This is a genomic window from Paenibacillus sp. FSL E2-0177 (genome assembly GCF_037992975.1).
Lineage (GTDB): Bacteria > Bacillota > Bacilli > Paenibacillales > Paenibacillaceae > Paenibacillus_AQ > Paenibacillus_AQ odorifer.
The window spans coordinates 1,809,107-1,830,789 of the sequence record NZ_CP150307.1 but is presented as its reverse complement, the minus strand read 5'-3'; the positions used below and the strand labels follow the sequence as shown (position 1 = coordinate 1,830,789).

The 21,683-nt window shown below is 47.5% G+C and carries 9 protein-coding genes; 2 read left to right on the top strand and 7 right to left on the bottom strand.

The window, feature by feature from the left end; translation table 11 throughout:
- Positions 1–169 precede the first annotated feature (169 nt).
- Positions 170–4,969, top strand: a complete 4,800-nt coding sequence (locus tag MHI25_RS08070) for a LamG-like jellyroll fold domain-containing protein (RefSeq protein WP_340395230.1) — start codon at positions 170–172, stop codon at positions 4,967–4,969.
- A 192-nt stretch (positions 4,970–5,161) separates the two neighbouring features.
- Positions 5,162–6,076: an ArsR family transcriptional regulator gene (locus MHI25_RS08065; RefSeq protein ID WP_340395229.1), complete on the top strand. Its 915-nt coding sequence runs from the start codon at positions 5,162–5,164 to the stop codon at positions 6,074–6,076.
- 49 nt (positions 6,077–6,125) lie between these two features.
- On the opposite strand, the gene MHI25_RS08060 is transcribed toward MHI25_RS08065, so the two are convergent.
- The 7 genes from MHI25_RS08060 to MHI25_RS08030 form a co-directional block, all read right to left on the bottom strand.
- On the bottom strand, positions 6,126–6,407 hold the full coding sequence (locus tag MHI25_RS08060) for a DUF6171 family protein (protein ID WP_076100542.1): 282 nt from the start codon (positions 6,405–6,407) through the stop codon (positions 6,126–6,128).
- A 12-nt stretch (positions 6,408–6,419) separates the two neighbouring features.
- Positions 6,420–7,916 carry an alpha-N-arabinofuranosidase gene (locus MHI25_RS08055; protein ID WP_076104908.1) on the bottom strand — a complete coding sequence of 499 codons (1,497 nt, stop codon included), beginning with the start codon at positions 7,914–7,916 and terminating at the stop codon, positions 6,420–6,422.
- A gap of 108 nt (positions 7,917–8,024) precedes the next feature.
- A complete protein-coding gene (locus tag MHI25_RS08050; RefSeq protein ID WP_076126261.1) occupies positions 8,025–8,732 on the bottom strand; it encodes a DUF421 domain-containing protein in 708 nt (235 codons plus the stop codon).
- 162 nt (positions 8,733–8,894) lie between these two features.
- Complete coding sequence (locus tag MHI25_RS08045; RefSeq protein WP_340395228.1) at positions 8,895–16,748, bottom strand: polysaccharide lyase family 8 super-sandwich domain-containing protein; 7,854 nt, start codon at positions 16,746–16,748, stop codon at positions 8,895–8,897.
- A 155-nt stretch (positions 16,749–16,903) separates the two neighbouring features.
- Complete coding sequence (locus MHI25_RS08040; RefSeq protein ID WP_340395227.1) at positions 16,904–18,736, bottom strand: beta-galactosidase family protein; 1,833 nt, start codon at positions 18,734–18,736, stop codon at positions 16,904–16,906.
- 25 nt (positions 18,737–18,761) lie between these two features.
- Positions 18,762–20,036 (bottom strand): alpha-L-fucosidase, encoded by a 1,275-nt coding sequence (locus MHI25_RS08035; protein WP_339190174.1) that lies wholly within the window; start codon positions 20,034–20,036, stop codon positions 18,762–18,764.
- Positions 20,037–20,151: 115 nt separating this feature from the next.
- The gene (locus tag MHI25_RS08030; RefSeq protein WP_076100552.1) at positions 20,152–21,549 is read right to left on the bottom strand and encodes an extracellular solute-binding protein; all 1,398 of its coding nucleotides are present in this window, start codon (positions 21,547–21,549) and stop codon (positions 20,152–20,154) included.
- Positions 21,550–21,683 lie beyond the last annotated feature (134 nt).

Below are 21,683 nucleotides of genomic sequence, written 5' to 3'. Positions count from 1 at the left end.
TCCGTATTATGGTTTAGTAATACATAAATTAAAACCATTTTCATATTCGAAAGCGTTTTTTTAGTAGCTAATTATGTAAGCGTTTTACATTTTTTTCAGTAAAGAAGGGAGGAATTGGAAAAATACGCGTGTACAAGCTCTACATCACTAGAATCGGAGGATCATACATTTGAGAAAAACTACTGGTAAACTAACCGCTTCCCTGCTTGCCCTCACTCTATTAGTGCCTGCTCCATTAATTTCTGCTGCTTCTGCAAGCGATTCCAAAGCAGTCGCATTATCCACTCAGCAACAAACTGCCGATTATTCCGGCCACTGGGCACAAAAAGATTTTCAAACCTGGGTAGATAAGGGCTTGATTCTGGGTTACGGAAACGGAATATATAAGCCAAATCAAGAAATCAACCGTGCAGAGTGGGTTACTCTGGTTAATCGGGTCTTTAATTTGCAGGAAAAAGCCGATATAGGCTTCACGGATGTTTCCACGACAGGTGCTTATTACGGAGATATCCAAAAAGCAACCGCTGCAGGATATGTAACAGGATACAGCGATGGCACCTTCCGACCCGCACAGCAAGTAAGTCGGCAAGAAGCTGCAGTAATGTTATTTAGACTGTTCCAACTCAACTCATCTGTTGGCACTTCTGCACCAAAGGATGCTGCTGATTTGCCAGAATGGAGCCAAGAAGCAGTATTGTCTTTACTTGGTGAAGGTTATCTGCAAGGCTACACTGACGGCAGCTTTAAAGGAACTCAGGCTGTAACAAGAGCGGAAGCACTGCGCATGATTGAGAAGCTTAGCGGAGAAATCACGCCTAAGAGCGGAAGCTATTCGGGGATTAACACTCGGAATATGGTTATCAGCAGCCCAGGCGTAGAGTTGAAAAACTCCACAATCTCAGGGAATCTCTACCTTACCGAAGGTATTGCTGAGGGCGATGTCACACTGAATAATGTCACTGTTAAGGGAAAAGTATTCGTTTCTGGTGGCGGTGAAAACAGTGTCGTACTAAGCGACTCCAATGCTGCTGAAATGGTAGTAGATAAGCATAACGGCAAGCTGCGAGTCGTTACTAGAGGCACAAGTGCCGTACCAAACGTACGCGTACATTCCAGTGCAATACTAGAGGAAGATGCATTAACGGGGGCAGGTTTCAGCCGGGTTATTGTTGAGAATACGCTGCCTAAGGATTCCATCCTCAAGCTGAAAGGAAGCTTTGATTCCGTTGAGCTTCAAGCGTTGGGAGAGCCTACACTCCATCTGACAGCAGGCAGTATTGCTGAAGTTACACTGAAGCAAAAAGCCAAGCTGCGTGTAGAGGCAGGTACAGAAATCAAGAATCTAATCCTTGGTTTCAACGATATCCTAACCATCCAAGGCACGGGTAAGGTTATCTTTGATAGCAAGTACAGTCAGTTAATCCATTTTGAAACACCAACTCCAACGGCTACGGCAACCACTGGTACCGGTGGATCTAACGGCGGTTCTGTTGCTACTTCGGCTCCGGAAGTTACAGCTACTCCGGCCCCAACGGCTACACCAAATCCGACAGCTACACCAAATCCAACAGCTACACCAAATCCGACGGCTACTCCGGCACCAACGGCTACACCTAGTCCGGGAGCAACTGCACCAGCACTCACCAATGTCTCGGTACATGATCCATCGGTGGTAGTGGATAATGGAACTTATTATGTATTTGGCTCCCATATCGATGCGGCCAAATCAGATGATCTGATGAACTGGACACAGTTCACTAATGGTTATACAACACCGGGCAACGTGATTTTTGGTGATCTGTCCAAGAATCTGGCAGAATCCTTTAAGTGGGCTGGCGAGAACGATTCGGACAGTAAAGGCGGATTCTCCATCTGGGCACCGGACGTATTCTGGAATAACGATTATAAGAACGCTGATGGAACAACTGGCGCTTATATGATGTATTACAGCGCTTCTTCTACTTATATCCGTTCGGCGATTGGCTACGCCACTTCGCAAAATATCGAAGGGCCTTATACTTATGGAAATACCGTAATTTATTCCGGTTTCACCAAAGATGAAGCTTATGACAGTGACAGTAAAGTAAATAAGAAATGGGACAATACAAATATCAAGGACCTTATCGACAATGGAACGCTGGAAGGTGTCAATCCAGATTGGTTTAATGCAGGTGGTTTGTATCAAAACAAAACCTATACAAATGCAATTGACCCAACTATTTTCTACGACAAAGACAACAAGCTTTGGATGACTTATGGTTCATGGTCAGGTGGTATATTCATTCTGGAGATTGATCCAGCTACCGGAGAACCTAAATATCCAGGCAAAGATGGAAAGACCGCTGATGGACGTCTTATCGACCGCTATTTCGGAACCCATATTTCTGGCGGAATGACCAAATCGGGTGAAGGTCCGTATATCGTTTACGATAAGGATACTGGTTACTACTTCTTGTATGTAACTTACGGTGGATTGGACTCCAAAGGCGGTTACAGCATGCGGCAGTTCCGTTCAACAAATCCGGACGGCCCTTATACGGATGCAGCAGGACAGAATGCTGTTCTAACTACCGATGGTGACAACACACCATATGGTAATAAGCTGTTAGGAAACTTCATGTTTACAAATCAAAATGCAGACCCGAATTTCCAAACGTATGGTTATGTGTCCTCAGGACATAACTCGGTACAATATGATGATGAAACGGGTAAAATATTTAACTTCTTCCACACTCGTTTCCCACTCCGTGGTGAAACCCATGAACTTCGTGTGCATCAAATGTTCACTAACGAAGATGGCTGGCCAGTAACTGCCGTACATCGTTACACGGGTGAAACTATTGGGGTTGTAGCACGGGATAATGTTGTCGGCTCTTATCAGTTCGTTAACCACGGCAAGGATGTTTCAGGCATTATCAAACCTACAGTAGATATCGAGCTAAAAAGTGACGGAACGATCGTTGGATCGTTAACCGGAACTTGGGAATTGAAGGATGAGTACTTCGCTCATTTGCTCATTAACGAAACGGAAAATGGAAGCACCGTACAACATCTCTACAAAGGTGTATTTGTGAAGCAATGGGATTCCTCACGCCAACAGCATGTTATGACGTTCACCGCAATGTCAGATCAAGGGATCACTATCTGGGGCAGCCAGATGGAATCGATGAGCGTTGAGCAGATTTTGAACAATATTGCTGCAGGCTTGAGTATTGGTGACACAAGAAAAATATACGATGACATCACCCTTCCTACGGAAGGCTTGCGCGGAGCAGAAATTTCATGGTCCTCTTCCAATGAGGCTGTAATTGCTAACAATGGTAAGGTTACTCGTCCTGAACTTGGACTTGGAAACGCTACAGTTGAACTGACTGCTACAATTAAGCTAGGTGAAGTCGCAGTAACTAAGACCTTCACCGCCGTTGTTATGGAAAAAAAGAGCACGCAATTGGAAGACGGCTTAGTAGCTGCCTTTGACTTTGATGGCGACCTTGCAGAAAATGGGGATCGCACAGCTGACGGCATAGTCACCGGAAATCTGATCAACAACACTGAGGATGGAGACATCACTTTTGAGGCTGGTAAAGACGGTCAGGCAGCCAAGTTTGATGGTAAATCCGGTGTTCGTCTACCTGACGGATTAATTCAAAGTAGCGCATATTCGGTAGGGATGTGGCTGAACCCATCCGAATTAAAAGCTTTTACTCCTGTATTCTTCGGTGCTAAAACCGAAACGAACTGGTTCAGTCTCCTGCCATATGGAAACGGTGGAGCAACCACCAGACTCTGGTTCGGTAGCGATACTTGGCTAGATGCTGATACAGGCTTACAAATTCCAGTTAACCAGTGGACGCATATTGCCTTCACTTACAATGCTGGAACAGTCAATATGTACGTAAATGGTATATTGAAATCCTCCGGAAAAGGATTCACAGATATTTTTGATACAGAAAACGGTGTATTTGCTCTTGGTGTGAACTACTGGGATGCACCATACAAAGGTTTGGTTGATAAATTCCGCGTGTATGATAGAGCATTGTCTGCGGAAGCTGTGGGCTGGCTTGTAAACGGTGAGCCTGATACGAACATTAAAGTAAGTAATATTTCATTCAGTGAAGCTGTTAAATCAGTAGCTGTAGGAAATACTTTCACCCCTCAAGTAAGTTTGCTTCCAACCAATGCCGGAAATAAGGCGCTAACTTGGAGCTCTAGCGATTCCAGCGTAGTGGCTGTTGACGCAGCGAGCGGAATAGTAACAGCACTAACTGTCGGTGGCCAAGCTGTAATTACTGCAACAGCGACTGATGGAAGCGAAGTTTCAGCCAGCTACACAGTAAATGTAACTGATGGAAAAGTAGCTCATTATGCTTTTGATGGCGACCTGGATGACTCCTTCCAATTGAACGGAAAAGGCGAAGTTACAGGAGCAAAAGTAGATAGCCCAACAGTAGGCAATATCACATACGGTAACGGTGTCCTCGGTCAAGCTGCAATATTCAACGGTACCTCCGGTATCCGTTTGCCTGATGGATTAATTGACAGCAATACCTACACCGTATCTATGTGGCTAAATCCTGAACAACTTACAGATGCAACAACTACTTTCTTCGGCGCTGCCACTAAAAATAGCTGGATTAGCTTCGTTCCTCAGAACGGTGGCGGTAAAACGTTGTTATGGTCCGGAGAAGCTTGGTATGATGCTATTTCTGCCATGAAGATTCCAGTAAATACATGGACACATGTTGCGTTTACGGTCAGCAATGGTACCGTAAAAGTTTACCTCAACGGAGTAGAGCAGTTCTCTGGTGAGGGCTTCCCGAATGTCTTTAAGAACAAGAACGGCGTTTTCGCTCTAGGCGTCAACTATTGGGATGCACCATTTAAGGGTATGATTGATGAACTGAAGATTTACAGCAGAGCGCTCAAGTCAGATGAAGTACAGGCAGAGTATAGCTCGAACGTAGATTAAGCAAGATTTGATTTGAAAAGAGAGCGGAGCCACAGGCTCCGTTCTTTTTTTAAAGTCCCATATTGTAAAAAAAGTATTTAACTAATATAATCATTAACTATACATCCGAAATAAACGTCGATTTTTATATTGTTATTAATAAATTTCTTAATCATCGGCGATTAGCCCATAAATTTTAATTGGAGGCCATTTATGAAACTTGACCTGTCGGAAGAATCCCTTCCCGTCTATGAAGCTTTAGCCAGCTCAGTACGCCTGCACATGTTGCGTTTGCTTGCCGAAAATCCTATGAATGTTAAGGAATTGGCCGCAGCAGTAAATTTGAGCAGTGCCATTATGACTATGCATGTGCGTAAGCTGGAAGCTGCCGGACTGATCCAGACGCATATGGCACCTGGTCGAAGTGGTCTGCAAAAGATCTGTACTCTAGCTGCTGAAGGAGCAGAAATCACCTTCCCAGGCAGACTGATCAATGAGCGCAAAAGTTATCGCAAGGAAATTCCGGTTGGACATTACTCCGACTTCCTGATCGAGCCAACCTGTGGTCTTGCAACTACTGAGAAAGTGATCGGCAGTTTTGATGATCCCCGCTATTTCTGGGATCTTGAGCGTATGAATGCGGGGATTCTTTGGTTCGGCAAAGGATTTATCGAATATAAAATCCCTAATTTCCTCCTCTCCAGCCAGCATCCTGAGGAACTGATTATAACCATGGAAATTGCTTCCGAAGCACCTTCCATTAATAATAATTGGCCTTCGGATATCACATTCACTCTGAACGGAGTGAAGCTTGGATTCTGGACAAGTCCCGGTGACTACGGGGATAGCCGTGGTAAATATACACCGGCCTGGTGGCCAGCACTCACGAACCAATACGGCTTGCTCAAGCAGCTGCGTATTACAGCGAAAGGTACATTTATGGATGGTTTGAAGCTCTCAGAAGTTACCCTTGATCAAGTGAATATCCGTGACAAACAGTGGTCTTTCAAGCTTTCCGTAGATGAAGATGCCGAGCATATTGGCGGGATTACTCTTTTTGGCAAAGGTTTTGGAAATTATAATGAAGATCTAATCGTTGAGTTGTTCTATACGGATAACCAAGAATAAAGCCGCATTCACCTCCCATTGGAGAGTCGAATGCGGCTCTTATTTTAGCTTAATTCTTTTCGATAAAGGGACCCCACAAGCCACCCCCCGGCAATGGACAACTACGTTCCTTAAGCTTGGCTACTACGGGGATGATGCAGCCGCAAGCGACGCAAGTTACCCCTTCGTGCAGCTTAGGGCAAGTCCCACAAAGGGCAACCCGTTCAGCGTAAACTTCATCTGGAACACAAAACTCTGGCTTAAACATGGAAGAAGACAAGATACGATTAATCTGCGTTGGCGTAACTTTATAATCCTCTCTGCATCCCTTGCATGTTGATGTTGTTGACATGGTAACACCACCTTAAGCCTTCGGCGTAATCTCCAGCACAGTTACTGACATTGGAGGCAGTTCAACATTAAGAAGATCGCCCTCCAGAGTGAAGGCAGTGAAGGCTTGCGGCACTACCGCCTCCGGTTGGCTGAAGGTATTGTGAGCATCAATTTTATCACCGGCAAGTGTTGTGCCTGTCACTTCAACCTTCTTCCCGGAAAGACCACGAAGCTCAAGTGGAACAGCAGCAGAAGCAGCATGGTTCAAGTTGCAAAGACTGACATGGATGATTCCAGAAGCAGTTACGGAAGCCGAAGCAGATACTTCAGGAATCTCACGGCCTTCAAAGCTGTAAGTGCCACTTTCCAGTGCTAAATCCAGCAACTCCGCATCCTGATGGACTTTAAACATATTGAATACATGATACGTTGGGGTCAGCACCATCTTTTCCCCTTCGGTCAATATAACTGCCTGAAGTACGTTAATCGTCTGCGCAATATTTGCCATCCGTACCCGGTCACTATGTTTATGGAAAATATTCAAGGTCACGCCTGCTACAAGAGCATCCCGAATTGAATTTTGTTGATACAGGAATCCTGGATTCGTCCCCGGCTCTACATCATACCAAGTTCCCCACTCATCTACGATAAGACCTACTCTTTTATCCGGATCATATTTATCCATAATAACGCCATGTCTGGTGATCAGCTCATCCATGCGAAGGGCTTTCTCTAATGTACTAAACCATTCACTCGTTTCAAAGCCTGTAGCTGCACCTTTATTCTCCCATGCTGGACCAGGAATTGTATAATAATGCAGGGTAATCGAGTCCATAAAGCGTGTTGCCTCACGCATCAGAACCTCCATCCAGTGATAATCATCCACGTTAGGACCACAAGCAATCCGGTGAATACGATTGTCCCCGTAATTTCGTACATACGTCTGATATTGGCGATAAAGATCTGCATAATATTCTGGACGCATATTCCCGCCGCAGCCCCAGTTCTCATTCCCCACGCCAAAATAAGTCACAGCCCAAGGCTCTTGATGGCCATTCTGCTGGCGAAGCTCGGACATTGGAGATACGCCTCCAAAGGTTAAATACTCCACCCATTCGGACATCTCTTGAACGGTACCACTGCCCACATTACCGTTAATGTAAGGCTCACATTCCAGCATCTCACATAATTCCATGAATTCATGCGTACCAAAATGGTTGTTCTCAACCGTTCCGCCCCAGTGAGTGTTAATCATACGTTTACGACCTTCACGGGCTCCGATACCATCTTTCCAGTGATATTCATCCGCGAAACAGCCACCTGGCCAGCGTAGTACAGGAATTTTAATTTCCTTAAGCGCTTTCACGACATCATTACGAATACCGTTGGTGTTAGGAATAGTTGAATCTTCTCCAACCCAAATCCCTTCATAAATGCAACGGCCAAGATGCTCAGAAAAATGTCCGTAAATATTTCTGTTAATCGTCCCTTTGCGAATGTCAGTATTAAGGATCGCACGTTCTGCCATGGTTAAATACCGCCTCTCAACGTTTATATTTTTATTAACTAATTAATAATTATATAAACATTATAAGACGCTGCTTAGGTATCCGTCAATCTCCAATATGAACAAAAGCTATTCTTTATCAATAGGTTTCTTTATCCCGTCTTCATAATAGTCAAAAATCAGCTGCTGCTGCGTTCCTCTTACCCCGTAAAACACATCAGAAATTTGTTTCCCCTTACGTCTTAACTCGTTCTCCAGCCACTCTTGGGTCAGGCCATTATCCTTAAGATTATCTGCGAGCATTATTCCATCCATAATCAATTCAACGGGAAAGCTCTGAGGAACGGACAACAGCTTTAGATCTTTTCGGGTAACATATTGGTACTCTTGTTTCTTTAATACAGACACCATTCCGTTATCTTCCAGCACAGCGTATTCTACTACCTCTAGATTAAAAATTTCCTTTTCTCTCAAGGCCTGATCCAAAGAATCCAACGAATATCTTACCTTTTTCATATTTTGCTCAAGAATTTTCCCATCCTCAATAAGTACAGTGGGTGAACCTGAAATCCAGCTTCTCATTTTACGACTTTTTAAAGCGATGATAGATAGTAAAAAAGATGTAACGGTAACGACTATAAGCGCCAGGATCATGTAGGAAGAATGCAGCTGTTTATTAAACGCCAAGTTCGCGGCTATTGAGCCCAATATAATACCCGTCACGAAATCGTGGAAGGTCAAGTTAGATAACGTTTGTTTTCCCAATATTTTGGCGATCAGCAAAAGCATGATCATAGCAACAAAGGCCCTAAGCACAATGTCCATATATACCTGCATCTCTAATGCTCCCTTCCTATTCAATCCTCCATTATTCACAAACCGAGTAGAAATGAAACCTCAACGAAAGCTCTGCCCATCCAAATCTGCCGATTTCTCTAAACGCCAAAAGGGCTCTGGAATGGTTCTACTGAACCTACCCAAAGCCCTGGCTTCAAATTCTTACTTTTCAGTCTTAATTGCTAAAAGATTGTATAGAACCATTGCGCTCTCAGCTCGAGTTGCTGAGCCTCCCGGAGCGAATTGCTGGTCACTTCGACCCTGGATAAGTCCAAGGGCTTGGGCAGCAATGATCGATTCACGGGCCCATGAGGCAGCCGCACGCAAGTCACCGAATTGGATTACAGGCTTCGGTTCCACCTTTTTCCCGCTGACATATTCGTAGGCTCGCATCACCATGACCGCCATCTCTTGGCGGGAAATAGGGGCTTCTGGAGCGAAGAGAGTCTCACTCACCCCATGGACTATCCCCGCCTCTACAGCCTGCGCCACTTCCTCCGCATACCACTCATCCGCAGATACATCCGCAAATGCTGTAGATGATTTCCCTTCAAGTCCCAGCAAGCGGATCAGCATAGCTGTAAATTCTGCACGGGTCACTGACCGGTTCGGCTCGAAATTCCGAAGTCTGACTCCTTGAATCAGATGTTTGGCCGTTAGCTCTTGTACAACCGCCGCCGCCCAATGTCCAGAAGGAACATCGTCATACGATTTGTTGTATTCCAGCACGGCATATGTGCCTAAGTGTTCGGTGCGCAGAGCCACCTTGCCCTTCAGCCAGGAACCGCCCGCATACTCTATATTTCCGGAATCCGGAAAATAATAGCCGCCGAGCAAATTCCTTTTGGCCTCAGGGTAGGCGTTAAGCTCTAATGTAACGGGCTCAACAAATTTGGGAAGTATGCTTCTTGTACCGTCACCAGCAACAATATACAGGTTAAAGAGAAGGAACTCTCCTGCCTGGTTTAGCACTGCACCAGATTTCTTCTCTGCGCTAGCTAGTATTCTCTGCGCCGCTTCCCCATTCACCTCAGAAGCCTCCAGAAAGATCTGGCTGCCGGCCAATTGCTCCGCAGGAATCAAACCCCGCAATTGTTGAAGCACCGCTGCCGGAAGGGTCACATTAAAGTTAGAAGCCTCTACCCGAAGCGGCTTCTGTTTGAGCATGTCTGCTGCCATCCCCGGCAATACTAGCATTCTCAATTTACCCTCGTAGACAATGGCTTCCGAAAGATCGTTCAACGAAGCTGCGTTTAGTTGCAGCCGCCCCGCCGTTACCTCCGGTACGGAAGGCACTTGTGGTTGCGGACTCGGAACAGTTGAAGTAGTCTCTTCCGCTTGTAGAATCTGAAGCCTCAGACTGCTCTGCCGTCCTCCGTAACTTGCAGTAATCACAGTCATGCCCGGATCAAGTGCTTGCAGCTGCCCCGTTGCCGTTACTGTGGCTACCTTCCTGTTACTGCTCTCGTAGATCACACCCTCGGTTACCGTAAGGTGGCTATCATCACTATATACCGCCGTTGTGACCACCTTACCGCTCTGCCCTATTTCCAAGGATGTCGGACCGCTTAACGAAATAGAGACGAGCTCCGGCAGTTGTCCATACACCTTTAATAAATAGGAAGCGGTCATGTTGTCATATACGGATGAAATAACCGAAACGCCCGGTCCTTTAGCTTCAATATGGCCATCTTTGCCTATACTTGCGACGTTAGGATCGCTGCTCTCATAGACTATACCTTCGGTTACTATATAACGGCTGCCATCGCTGTACACTACCGAAGTAACCGCCGTTCCGGTCTCCCCGACAGCCAGGCTTTCCGGGCCGCTAATTGCCGTTGAGACTCTTTCTGTAGGCTCCATGACTGTCACCTGAAGCTGTCGGAAAGGCTCTACATTTCCAGCCTTATCCACCGAACGATAATCGATCCCGAAGGTTCCGGGGTTCTCGATATATACGCTCTGAGTAACCGTATTCCATGCACCACCATTGAGCCGGTATTCTGTCCGCTTGACTCCCCAGCCGACAGCTCCCCCATTGGATTGGTCGGTGACATCAAAAGTGATATTGACTTTGCCCTTATATGCGCCCCCTTCTCCTGTTTCTCCAAGTATGGTAGCCTTCGTGACTGGAGGTGTTGTATCTTTCGGCAAAATTTCCAGATACGCGGCATATTTGCCATTCTCATTCTTACGGCTTCTTATGTCTGTGGCGAGATTATAGCCTACCTGCCTAAGAGCCAGACTTATCACCGGATCGGAAGGGAACTCCGTGCCAACCCATGAGGTAATATCGAACTGCCGCCACTGCTCCGGTCCGGAAAAAGTCTGCAGCGCAGCTTGAGTACCGATTTTTGGAGCATTATTGTAATTTAGCGTTGCCTCCGTCCAATCATCATCTTGGACTCCAAATACACCGATATCGGACAAAGTGCCTGCCCCGTCATTTGTCTTTCCGAACACATTCAGCTTCACAGAACCAACTTCACCGAGAAATGGACTCAGATCGAATTTTAGATAAACCCTTCTGTCTGTGTCCCCGCTGCCATTTCTGATCTGCAAGTAATTGACCGAACTATAATTGACTGCAGCTTTCGATCCTCCATTGACATACGCATCTTCAGAAACATACAGCTTCGTTATTGCCACTTCGTCTGGTTCCGAATCGGAAGGCTCAGAAGGCTCGGCATTCGGATCAATTCTGAACTTGACAACATGGCTTTTTCCTTTGGACCCGCTGGTATGAATTGCGAGTTCAATCCTCGGTGAGGTCTGCAGTACCGTTACGGTTGGATCTTTCATCAGCTCTTCCAGCGCGGTTCTGCCGACATCCACATTCACCACAGATTGAGACTGTGTCGGATCCGAAATGGCTATCGTCAGTTCATCTCCAGACTCCTTGATAATAATGGAGGCTGGATGATTGGCGCGCACGGATTCGATCATTCCCGGTACCCAGAAGTTCATAGCCGTAAGTCCCAGCTTCTGTTCCTTGACGGCTTGCACACTATCCGTGTTGGCTATAATTTCGATGTCAGGACTACTGCTGTAGCGCGCTGTCGCCGTTTCATCCTGATTCGGCAGAAGCACATACGAATACGATTGATTCACCGGATTCGTTCCTTGAGCAATCGACAGGCTGGCATAATTTCTCGTAATCGGCTCCGTTGATCCCCCTTGATTAATATCCTTCCATGCGCCAGTCCGAGACTCACGCAGACCGTCTATCGTTGGGGCATCAGGGAAATAATAACCGATTCCCGAGCCGGGAACATTGCCTTCCAGATGTGCCCAATGCACCTGATTCATTGACTCAGACCAACCCAGCGCGGATGGCTTGGCCTCTCCGTTGACCGTAAGTACATTGTCTCCGCTCGCCTTGAGCTTACGGTTATCTACGATGGTCTCCACCTTGCGGTTATCCGTGCTTGTAATGCCTGCCCCAAGTGCTACGATTTCATCATCGAACATGAACCAGGACTTTTTACCGGACAATGTGCTGTTATCCGGATCCAGATCCATGCCGGCCGCTCCATATAGGCCGTCTATGGATGATCCTCCCACCCATGTTTTAGATGTAGTCTTGGCTGCACCGCGACTTGCCCCATCCGATGTAACCCCAGGCAGACGATAAGCGTTCACGGTCGGCCAGAATGCATCTGCATATTGATCCAGATCCTGATTATACAGATAGGTCATGCCTTCGCCTGTATACCAGCCCTTCAGATTCTCTGTGCCCGCTTCATAGTTGGCAATTCGGGCCGAAGACATGCTGATCCCAAAGGCATATCCAGGCCGATGGTGGACAATCCGGTCCATAGCCGAAAACTGCTTATGCACAGTAAGGTCTCCTGATGGCTGCACCTCTGGATCGTCCATAAGCGTCTGGAGCAGAACAATATCGGCTACTCTTAGACCGTCGTAATAACTTTCTACTACCGTATCGGCTTCGAACCAATACTTCACCATCGATTTAAATCGGGCCGCTTGCTCCGGTGGCGCGGAAGAAGCCAGCCGCAAAATATGCGACCAAGGCACGAGCTGCCGGTTTCCCCGGGCTATCGATCTACCGAACACCATATCCATCATTAATTTTCTGTAGACGAGAGGTTCATAAGAATCCGTTACCCAGTTGTATACATTCTTCATATTGGTATCAGTCAGCGGCCAAGAGGACCCTGTCAGCAAAGTCATCATTTTCATCATATCGCCAAGCAATACAGCCCCATAACTGCCGGTATAAGCAATATTATTATGCTGGATAAAGGAGCCGTCCTCATAAAATCCGTCTCCGCGGGTCACATAGGGTAATACTTGGCTAACCGCATCCCTCCCTTGTTTGATCTTCGCACTGTCACGATTATGAATGCCCCTCAAGACCACTGCCAGTGCTTTATCCAGCCGATTCGCGCCGGTTTCCATCAACGAGGGTTGATTAGTCCGTTTGGTTGGGTCCGGGCAGAATTTATCAATGGCTTTGGTATATTTGGTAATCTGATCGGCTGACAAATACTCGAACATTAAGGCCATCGTATCTCCCAATGCAAGCGGAATGCCGATCTCCCATTCGAACCAATTGCCTTTCTCCAGTTTAGTTTCGTTATACCAATTCGCGTATAAGAAATCTAAACCATCCAGAATATCTGATTTCAACTGCATATTCTCGTACAATGGTGAGCCGGATGTCGAAAAGGCAATAGCCATATCCTTCAACCGGTTATAAGAGGCTGCCGTATCAAAAGCATCCGCTGTGCTGCCCGGCTTATCGCTCCATAAATAAGTACGGTTCATTTGCTTGTTCATCGTATCCCAGAATCCAGTTCGCTCCTGATTACTGATCTTATCGGATAAAGTCTTTATAGACTTGGCAATGTCCGGGTTATTCGGGTCGAAGGATTGCCCTCCGGTCAAATACTCCACCCATCTTCCACGAAGCTCGTCATATTCGTCTTTTGGAGTCTCTCCTTCAGTAATATTAAATTTCAATACATGCGTTGCCCCTATAGAATTCTTCACATCCACCGTTATAACTGTATTTCCCGAAGCTTGCACTACATCCGTCTTGCTATCTTTGCTGAGCAGTGTCAACCCCGGTATATCCAGTTCCAGGGACAATAGGTTTTGCGACTGAGTAGGATCAGACACCGAAACGACAAGCTCCTGATCGATCTGCCGAATCATCACGGAAGCTGGATTGAGTGCCTTGATGGAATCTACTGTTCCTGGATTCCAGAAATTAGCGGCGGTTATGCCCAGCTTCTTCTCTCTGACCGCATGCACATCCTCTGTATTGCGCAGCACTTCGATATCCGGGTTGCCACTGTAATCCTCAGTACCTGAAATGTCACGATTAGGCAACAGAACATAGGAGTATGAGCCATTCGTAGGCGTATCTCCATGCTCAACTGCCAGGCTTAAATAGTTGCGTGTAATGGGAACATCGGATTGAGTGGCATTAATCTCTTTCCAACTGCCGGTTCTGGCTTCACGTTGCGCCAGTATACTTGGAGCTTCAGGGAAATAGTAGCCCACGTCGGCACCTGGCACATTACCCTCCAGATGGGCCCATTGAACGTTCTTTAACGTCGCTGACCATCCGGACTGTGACGGTTCTACAGCTCCGTTGATTAGAAGTTTGTTGTTACCCACTTCGTTAAGCATCCGGTTATCGATAATCGTCTCAACAGACTGCGGGCCGGCAGTTGATTTAGAAATTCCCGAACCAAGCGCCACAATCTCATCATCGAACATAAACCAGGATTTCTTGCCTTGCAAATCGCTACCGGTCACTTGGGAGAGTGAGAAATCCATACCTGCTGCACCGTATAGGCCTTCCAGCGACGATCCACCCACCCAGGTTTTCGGATTCATGTAACTTTTCCATTCCACAGGCACCATCCCCTGCCCCGATCCATCCGTTGTCGTGCCAGACAAGCGGTAGGAATTGACGGTAGGCCAGAAGTCATTCCGGTATTGGGTCAGATCCTGATTGTATAAATAGGTCATCCCAATCCCCGTATACCATCCTTTCAGGTTCTCGTTGTTCCCTTTCTCAAACGCCGAGATGCGATTCGAGAACAGACTCAAGCCGAAGCCGTAACCTTCGCGTAGATGAACCACCCGGTCCATGCCGGCGAATACCTGATTCTTAATGAGAGCTCCTCTTGGATTGATCTTCCCGTCATTCATCAGCTTTTTCACAATCGTTATATCGGCAAGCGACAACCCTTCATAATAATTGCCGGATGTCATATTCGCTGAAATCCATTCCTTCGCCGCTTGCTTTATGGATACTGCAATATTCTCCGGAGCAGTTTCAGCCATCCGCAGCAAGGTGACAATTAACCCTCTTGCGCTGCCGCTTCCTTTTCTAGATATACCTCTGCCATTTACCGAATCCATAAATTGACCGTTGTAGATCACCGGCTCGTAAGTCTGAGCCACCCATTCGTAAATGTTCAGAACATTCGGGTCCGTTATTGGCCATGGAGAATCGGTCAGCAGATAAGACATATCCGCCGTCCCTTTGAGCCAGACCGAACCATATCCTCCCGTATAGGCAATATTATTATGCTGAACGAGGGAACCATCCTTATACACACCGTCACCATGGGTCGTGTACAAATACTCGGAGCCAATGGAATCACGGCCCTGAATGATCTTTGCACTGTTGTTGCCAATCACGCCTCTTACCGTGACCACAAGCGCTTTATCTAGTAGATTTGCTCCCGTCATCTTCGTACCCTTAACGCCAAGCACCGACCCTACTTTGGGGTCTGGACAGAAGGCATCAATAGCCGCAAGATACTGATTGATTTGCTGCGGTGTTAGATGGTCATACATGAGCACCATAAGATCATTCACAATCTGCGGCGTGCCAATCTCCCAGTCCCACCAGTTCCCATAAGCGCTTTTGCTCGGATTATAGCGGTTTGTATACATCCAATTGATTGCGCTTACAACATCATTCGCCAAAACGCTGTTGCCGTAAAGCTCCGATCCCTCCACAGAATAGGCCAATGCCATAGTCTTCAAGCGATTGTAAGCGCTTGTAATAAACTGCGAATCTGTAGTGCTCGCGGTATCACTCCACAAGGAGGTGCGGCCGGAGGATTTATCCATACTCTCCCAAAGTACAGCAGCCGATGCAGCCTGAGCGCTAATACTAGCAGCTATATCAGGATCACTCCCATCGTATTGACCACCACTTAATCGGTCGTACCATTTCAGCCTCAGTTTATTGTAGGCCTGTATCGTGTCGGGAGCTTCGACAGTAACCAGACATTCGGCTGCAAGGCTACCATCCGGTGTGGCGATCTTGATGGTCGAAGAGCCGATCCCCGTACCCATTACATTACCAAGTGCGTCCACAGTCGCAGCTTCTGGATTGCTCGAAGTCCACACTACCGTTTTATCCACCGCCGTTATAGGGGATAAAGTCGGCAGAAGTGCAACCGTGTCCCCTTTGACCATAGAAAAGGCCGTACGGTCTAGCGCAATTCCTGTAAGACCCGCATATTCCTCCAATGCGATATCATCTATCCATAGCTTTCCTTTTCCGGTCTCCAAAAAAGGCTCGATGACTAGCTTCGTCGCGTTAGCCGGCATAGTTAGAAGTACTTGCTGCATACTCCAGTCCTGTGTGCCTGTTATTTTGGGAGAGGAAGGTCCATCTCCCACTTTGGCAGTATTGTAATACTGTGTTCTAAAGTAGGCTCCCTGTCCAGTGACGTTGTCCGTCTTTAGCCAGACTTTAAGTCTGTAGGATTTACCGGGGATAACCGAAGTTACCCCCTGATTGATGGAAATCCTGCTTGTGGCAAAGGCATCGAACAGCATGGACCGGGTTCCTTCATGCGCAGTGCCAGCGTCTATCTTGATATTCGCTGTTTTATTCGTGCCTTTCCCGCTACCTGTAGGGACCCATAAGCTCCAGCCCACCGGAGCAGCGTCTGTAACCCCTGTCCAGGTTGAGTCAAGGGCTGTCGTTGTATTCTCAAAGCTTCCGTTAAGCATAAGATTTGATGCAGCCGCAGATGCCCTGCTATGCGAGGGATAAAGAACTCCCCCACAGGAAGAAAAAAGATCAACAATGAGAACTAATACTAAAAATAGACTTGGTTTACGCATTTGTTCACCCCAATCTTAGAATTGGTTAAAGCTAAAGGCATCTACAAGTTATCATCCTGCACAAAATTCAACACGGCGTCATCGACGGCCGAAGTTCTTCCCAGATCAGGAAGGTTCACAAGCTCAATCTCGCAAGTCTCCGCACGGCCGTGCAGCTCCAAAAGAACCAGCTCATTGCACCCCTTGCGCAAGAGTGGACCAGGGATATATAGCGCCCGCTGCGGTCCAACGTTCCAGTAACGGCCCAGATTAAATCCGTTAATCCAGGCGACCCCTTTATTCCATCCATCGAATCGTAGAAAGGTATCGCCAATCTCCTCCGCCTCGAAGCTCCCCCGGTAGAATCCGGGCAGACCCGAAAGGGGCGCAGCTTGCTGCTTCTCCACCGGATGCTTCTTGTACGCTAGTGAAGCCAGCTGTTCCTGTTCCAACGGCAAAGTACGAATCGTCCAGTTATATTGCAGCTGGTTATCAATCCGAACCCCGTCCAGAATCCCTTTCGGATCGCGAATGAGCGGCCCGTAATTGATTCGTCCCATGTTCTCGACGAGGATATCCAGCTGCGCTCCCCCAGCGGGGATGGAAAGTTCCAGTGGCAGCGGATTCCAGCGCTCAATCACCCCAAGCACCTGTCCATCCAGGAAGACCTGGGCCCGATCGCGCACGCCCTCGATGTAAAGCTTCTGTCTGGACCGCGGTCCCTGCACAAAAGTGCTGTACAATATAAAACCATAGGATTGTCCGAGCTTCTCCATCGGCTGTATACACACGCTGTTCACCGTCTCTGATAACTTCTCCAGATTGGAAGCCGTGAATAGTTCCGCTCTTTCCGTCAAAGCGACTTTCCCGTAAGAAATCTTCGGAATCGGCTCAGGGAGTGGACAAGTCGGGGCAAATCCATGGTTGCTGAGTACCGACCGGACAGCTTCAAATTTCGCCGTCGTATCTCCCCATTCCGTGAGCGGGGCATCATAGTCATAGCTTGTAGTCGTTGGCTCGTAGGTGACGATATGATTCGCACCATTATAGAAACCAAAATTGGTTCCACCATGGAACATGTACATATTAAATGAGGAGCCCTGGGTCAGAATCTCATCCAGAACACCTGCTACATCCCCGGCATCGCGTACATGATGATCCTCCATCCAGTGATCAAACCAGCCGTTCCAGTATTCCATCACCATAAGCGGCTCTTCAGAGCGGTATTCCCGATATTTGCGGAAGGATTCCTCTGTACTGGAGCCGAAATTGACTGTCGCATGCACATCCTCCAGTGTTCCGCCGAGCAACATCTCATCAGTTGGCCCGTCGGAAGTAAAGAGCAGCACATCGATCCCTCTGCTGACCAGTCCATCACGCATATAGCCCAGGTAGCCACTGTCATTACCATAGCTGCCATATTCATTTTCTACCTGAACGGCCAGAATTGGTCCGCCATGTGTGGAGAGCAGCGGAACCAGCAGAGGAATTAGCTCATCGTAATAACGGTCTACCTTGCTTAAATAAAGAGGGTCACAGCAGCGAAGCTGGAGTTCCCCGTAAGCTAGCAACCAGCCCGGCAGGCCTCCGAACTCCCACTCCGCACAGATGAATGGACTCGGTCTGACAATAACATGAAGCCCAATCTCCCCAGCCAGCTCGATAAAAGATACCACATCGGCCATGCCATCAAATACGAACTCCCCTTCTTTAGGTTCATGTATATTCCAGGCGATGTAGGTCTCCACGGTATTGAATCCGCAGGCTTTCAATTTCAGCAGCCGGTCTTTCCAATATTCAGGCACAACCCGAAAATAATGAATGGCTCCCGATACGATACGATAAGGCTGTCCGTCCAGCAAATAGTGTCCGTCGTTCCAGGTGAGCAGGCTCATTATCGACAACCTCCTTTATTAATATTTATTCTAACGATTCCCCGCAGTGGTAGACGGCAAGCCGTCTGATCTTGGGGCTTGCGGCAGCTTCTGACACCCGTAAGCGGATTTTCTCTGCGACAACCGGAGGGAAGGCGTCGATTTTCTTATGGCCAATCGAACTGCCACGCTTCAACTCCAGCCACGCTCCGTTGCTGTACGCTTCCAGCATATATCCTTCTACTCTTTCGCCGTAAGCGATATCCTCCATAATCTCGACATGATCAATCACAGTAGCTGCTGGCAATTCCAGTTCAACAATATCTCCAGTACCTGCTGTTACCGCCAGAGCCTTGTCAAATCTGCGTCTTATCTCCTTGCCGAATTCCAGCAGCCGCTGCACATCAGCCTCCGGAAACAGCCCGCGGTTGTCAGGGGCTACATTGAGCAGCAAAGTTGCCCCATGTCCAACCGAACGATAATAAATATCCATTAGCTGCTCCAGAGACAGCAGCAGATGCTCCTCCTCAGGATGCCAGAACCAGCGGTCTTTACGGATGGGCACATCGCATTCCGCAGGCACCCAGCTCGGCGTTCCGGGAAGCCAGTTCAATGAAGCTTCACTGAACATGCTACCCCGCGCAGAATTCGCAGTGTTCCAGCATGGATAAGGAGCAACGCCATCCTCATTGCCAACCCAGCGGATCGTTGGTGCCCCCATATTAAACACCATGGCGCCTGGCTGATGGCGCTTGATCAGATCCATAATCCGCTGCCAATCGTAATTGCGGCCCTCCGACCCTGCGCCGTCGAACCAAATTTCCGTAAGCGGACCATAGCCCGTAAGCAATTCCTGCAATTGCAGGGCATAGAAATCATCGTACGCTTGCGGATCTGCATAACAGGGCTCATGTCTGTCCCACGGAGACAAATAAATGCCGAAGCCAACTCCAAGTTCACGGCAAGCCTCCGCGCATTCCTTGACGACATCGCCGCGCCCTTCTTTCCATGGGCTAGAAGCCACAGAATAAGTACTTGTCGCAGTCGGCCACAAGCAGAAGCCATCATGATGTTTAGCTGTCAGTATAAAATAACGGAATCCAGCTTCTTTGGCTGTACTAACCCATTGGTGGGCATCCAAATGAAGCGGATTGAAGACCGCAGGTGAATCATTGCCTTCTCCCCACTCCTGATCGCAAAACGTATTGATGCCAAAATGGCAAAACATCCCCAGCTCCAGGTCCTGCCACTCCAGCTGTTCCCTAGAAGGCAGCGCCAGTTGCTCTTCCGGCTTGTTCTGTGAAAATCTGCTTTCCATCATTTCTACACTCTCCCATATGTTTGTGTAGGCCCAATATATAAATAAGGCTTTGGAAAGCCAGTTGATGACCTTCCAAAGCCCCGTCCACAACTTGTGATACTTGCTTATTCCCTGTTTATTTGATAACACCTTTTTCGTTGATAATTTTTGTTGCTTCATCAACCATCCATTGCTGCACCTTATCAATCGATTCATTTCCAAGCATAAATCTGCTGAAGCCGTCATCAATTATTTTGGTCAATTCGGACGTTGCCGTCGTCATCACCTGCGCACCATCAAGGAACTGAATTGCACTGTCAAAGAGTGTATATTTGAGTGAATCCATATCATACATATCCTCTTTGCCAGCTACCAGTTTGGTCAGCAAGGCTTCATTATCCGCTTTTTTATAACCGGAGAATTCCAGTCTGTTATCACTAACAGCCGTTGACATAAATCTCATCAGTTGGAAAGACGCCTCTTTGTTCTTCGAAGTAGCGCCCATCGCCAGCATATTGCCGCTGGTGAAGTATTTGCCCTCGTATTCTTTCGGTTCCGATCCTGCCGGAGGCACCGGTACCGGAGCAAAAGCTGTCTTGAAATCATGCGGATACTGCTCTGTATTGCCCGGATCAGCAATCGTCCAGTTACCAGCCAGAATCATAGCGGCTTCTTCATTAAAGAATTCCGTGCGGTAATTGAGCTTAGCCGCTAAAGCGTCTGCATAAGTTTTCGCAGATTTATCAGCAGACTCCATATCTTTGCGCAGCTGGAAGAAGTATTTATAGGTTGGATCCGCGAAAATGGTCGTCCCGTCATCATACACGAATGGATCTTTCATCATCGTTTGGGCCGGTGCGTTCATATACAACTCCCAGGTGTGGAAGTATGTGCCGTAACGTTTGTCTACGCCTTCACCTTTGGTCAGTTTTTTGGCATAGTCGCGGTAGTCATCCCATGTCCAGCCAAAAGTAGGTACAGGCAGACCCGCTTCATCCAGTGCATCTTTGTTCAGCATTACATAGTTGCTGCTCTTGGTATATTGCATCCCATAATAGTTGTTGTCTACCTTAGCATTCACATAATATTCATCCTCAGGAACGAGGTTATCCTTCTCATAGAATTCGTTCAGCGGGGCAAGCGCTCCCCGGGTCGCCCGTTCAAGTACGCCTCCAAGGCTTGGTACCTGAACAACGTCAATCGCTTCGCCGGATGAAATCAGGAAGTCGAGTTTCTTCAGCATCTCCACAGAATCACCGGGAACGAGTGTCACATGCTCTACCTTGATATTTGGGTTCTGATCCATAAATTCCTGCAGCATGGCATCCGTGCCTGCTGATTGGGCTTCATTGTCCCAGTTGTAATATTTGATGGCGACTTGCTTGTCCACCTTGGTGTTCCCGGCATTCGTACTGGCTTCAGCACCGCCATTCTTCTCTGAATTTCCGGAATTTCCACAGGCGCTTAACGTTAAGGAAACCGCCAGCATGGAGCCTAGTACAACGGATAATCTTTTTTTGCCCTTTGTTTTCATTTTACTTCCCCCCGCACTGAAATTTAAGTATAGTGCCTTGTTCATTTCTTATTATAGGCACCCGCTGTACAGGCCAAGTGCACAATTTTGCTGTAGTAGGATCACATTTTTGACTTTTACCCTCTTTTGCATAC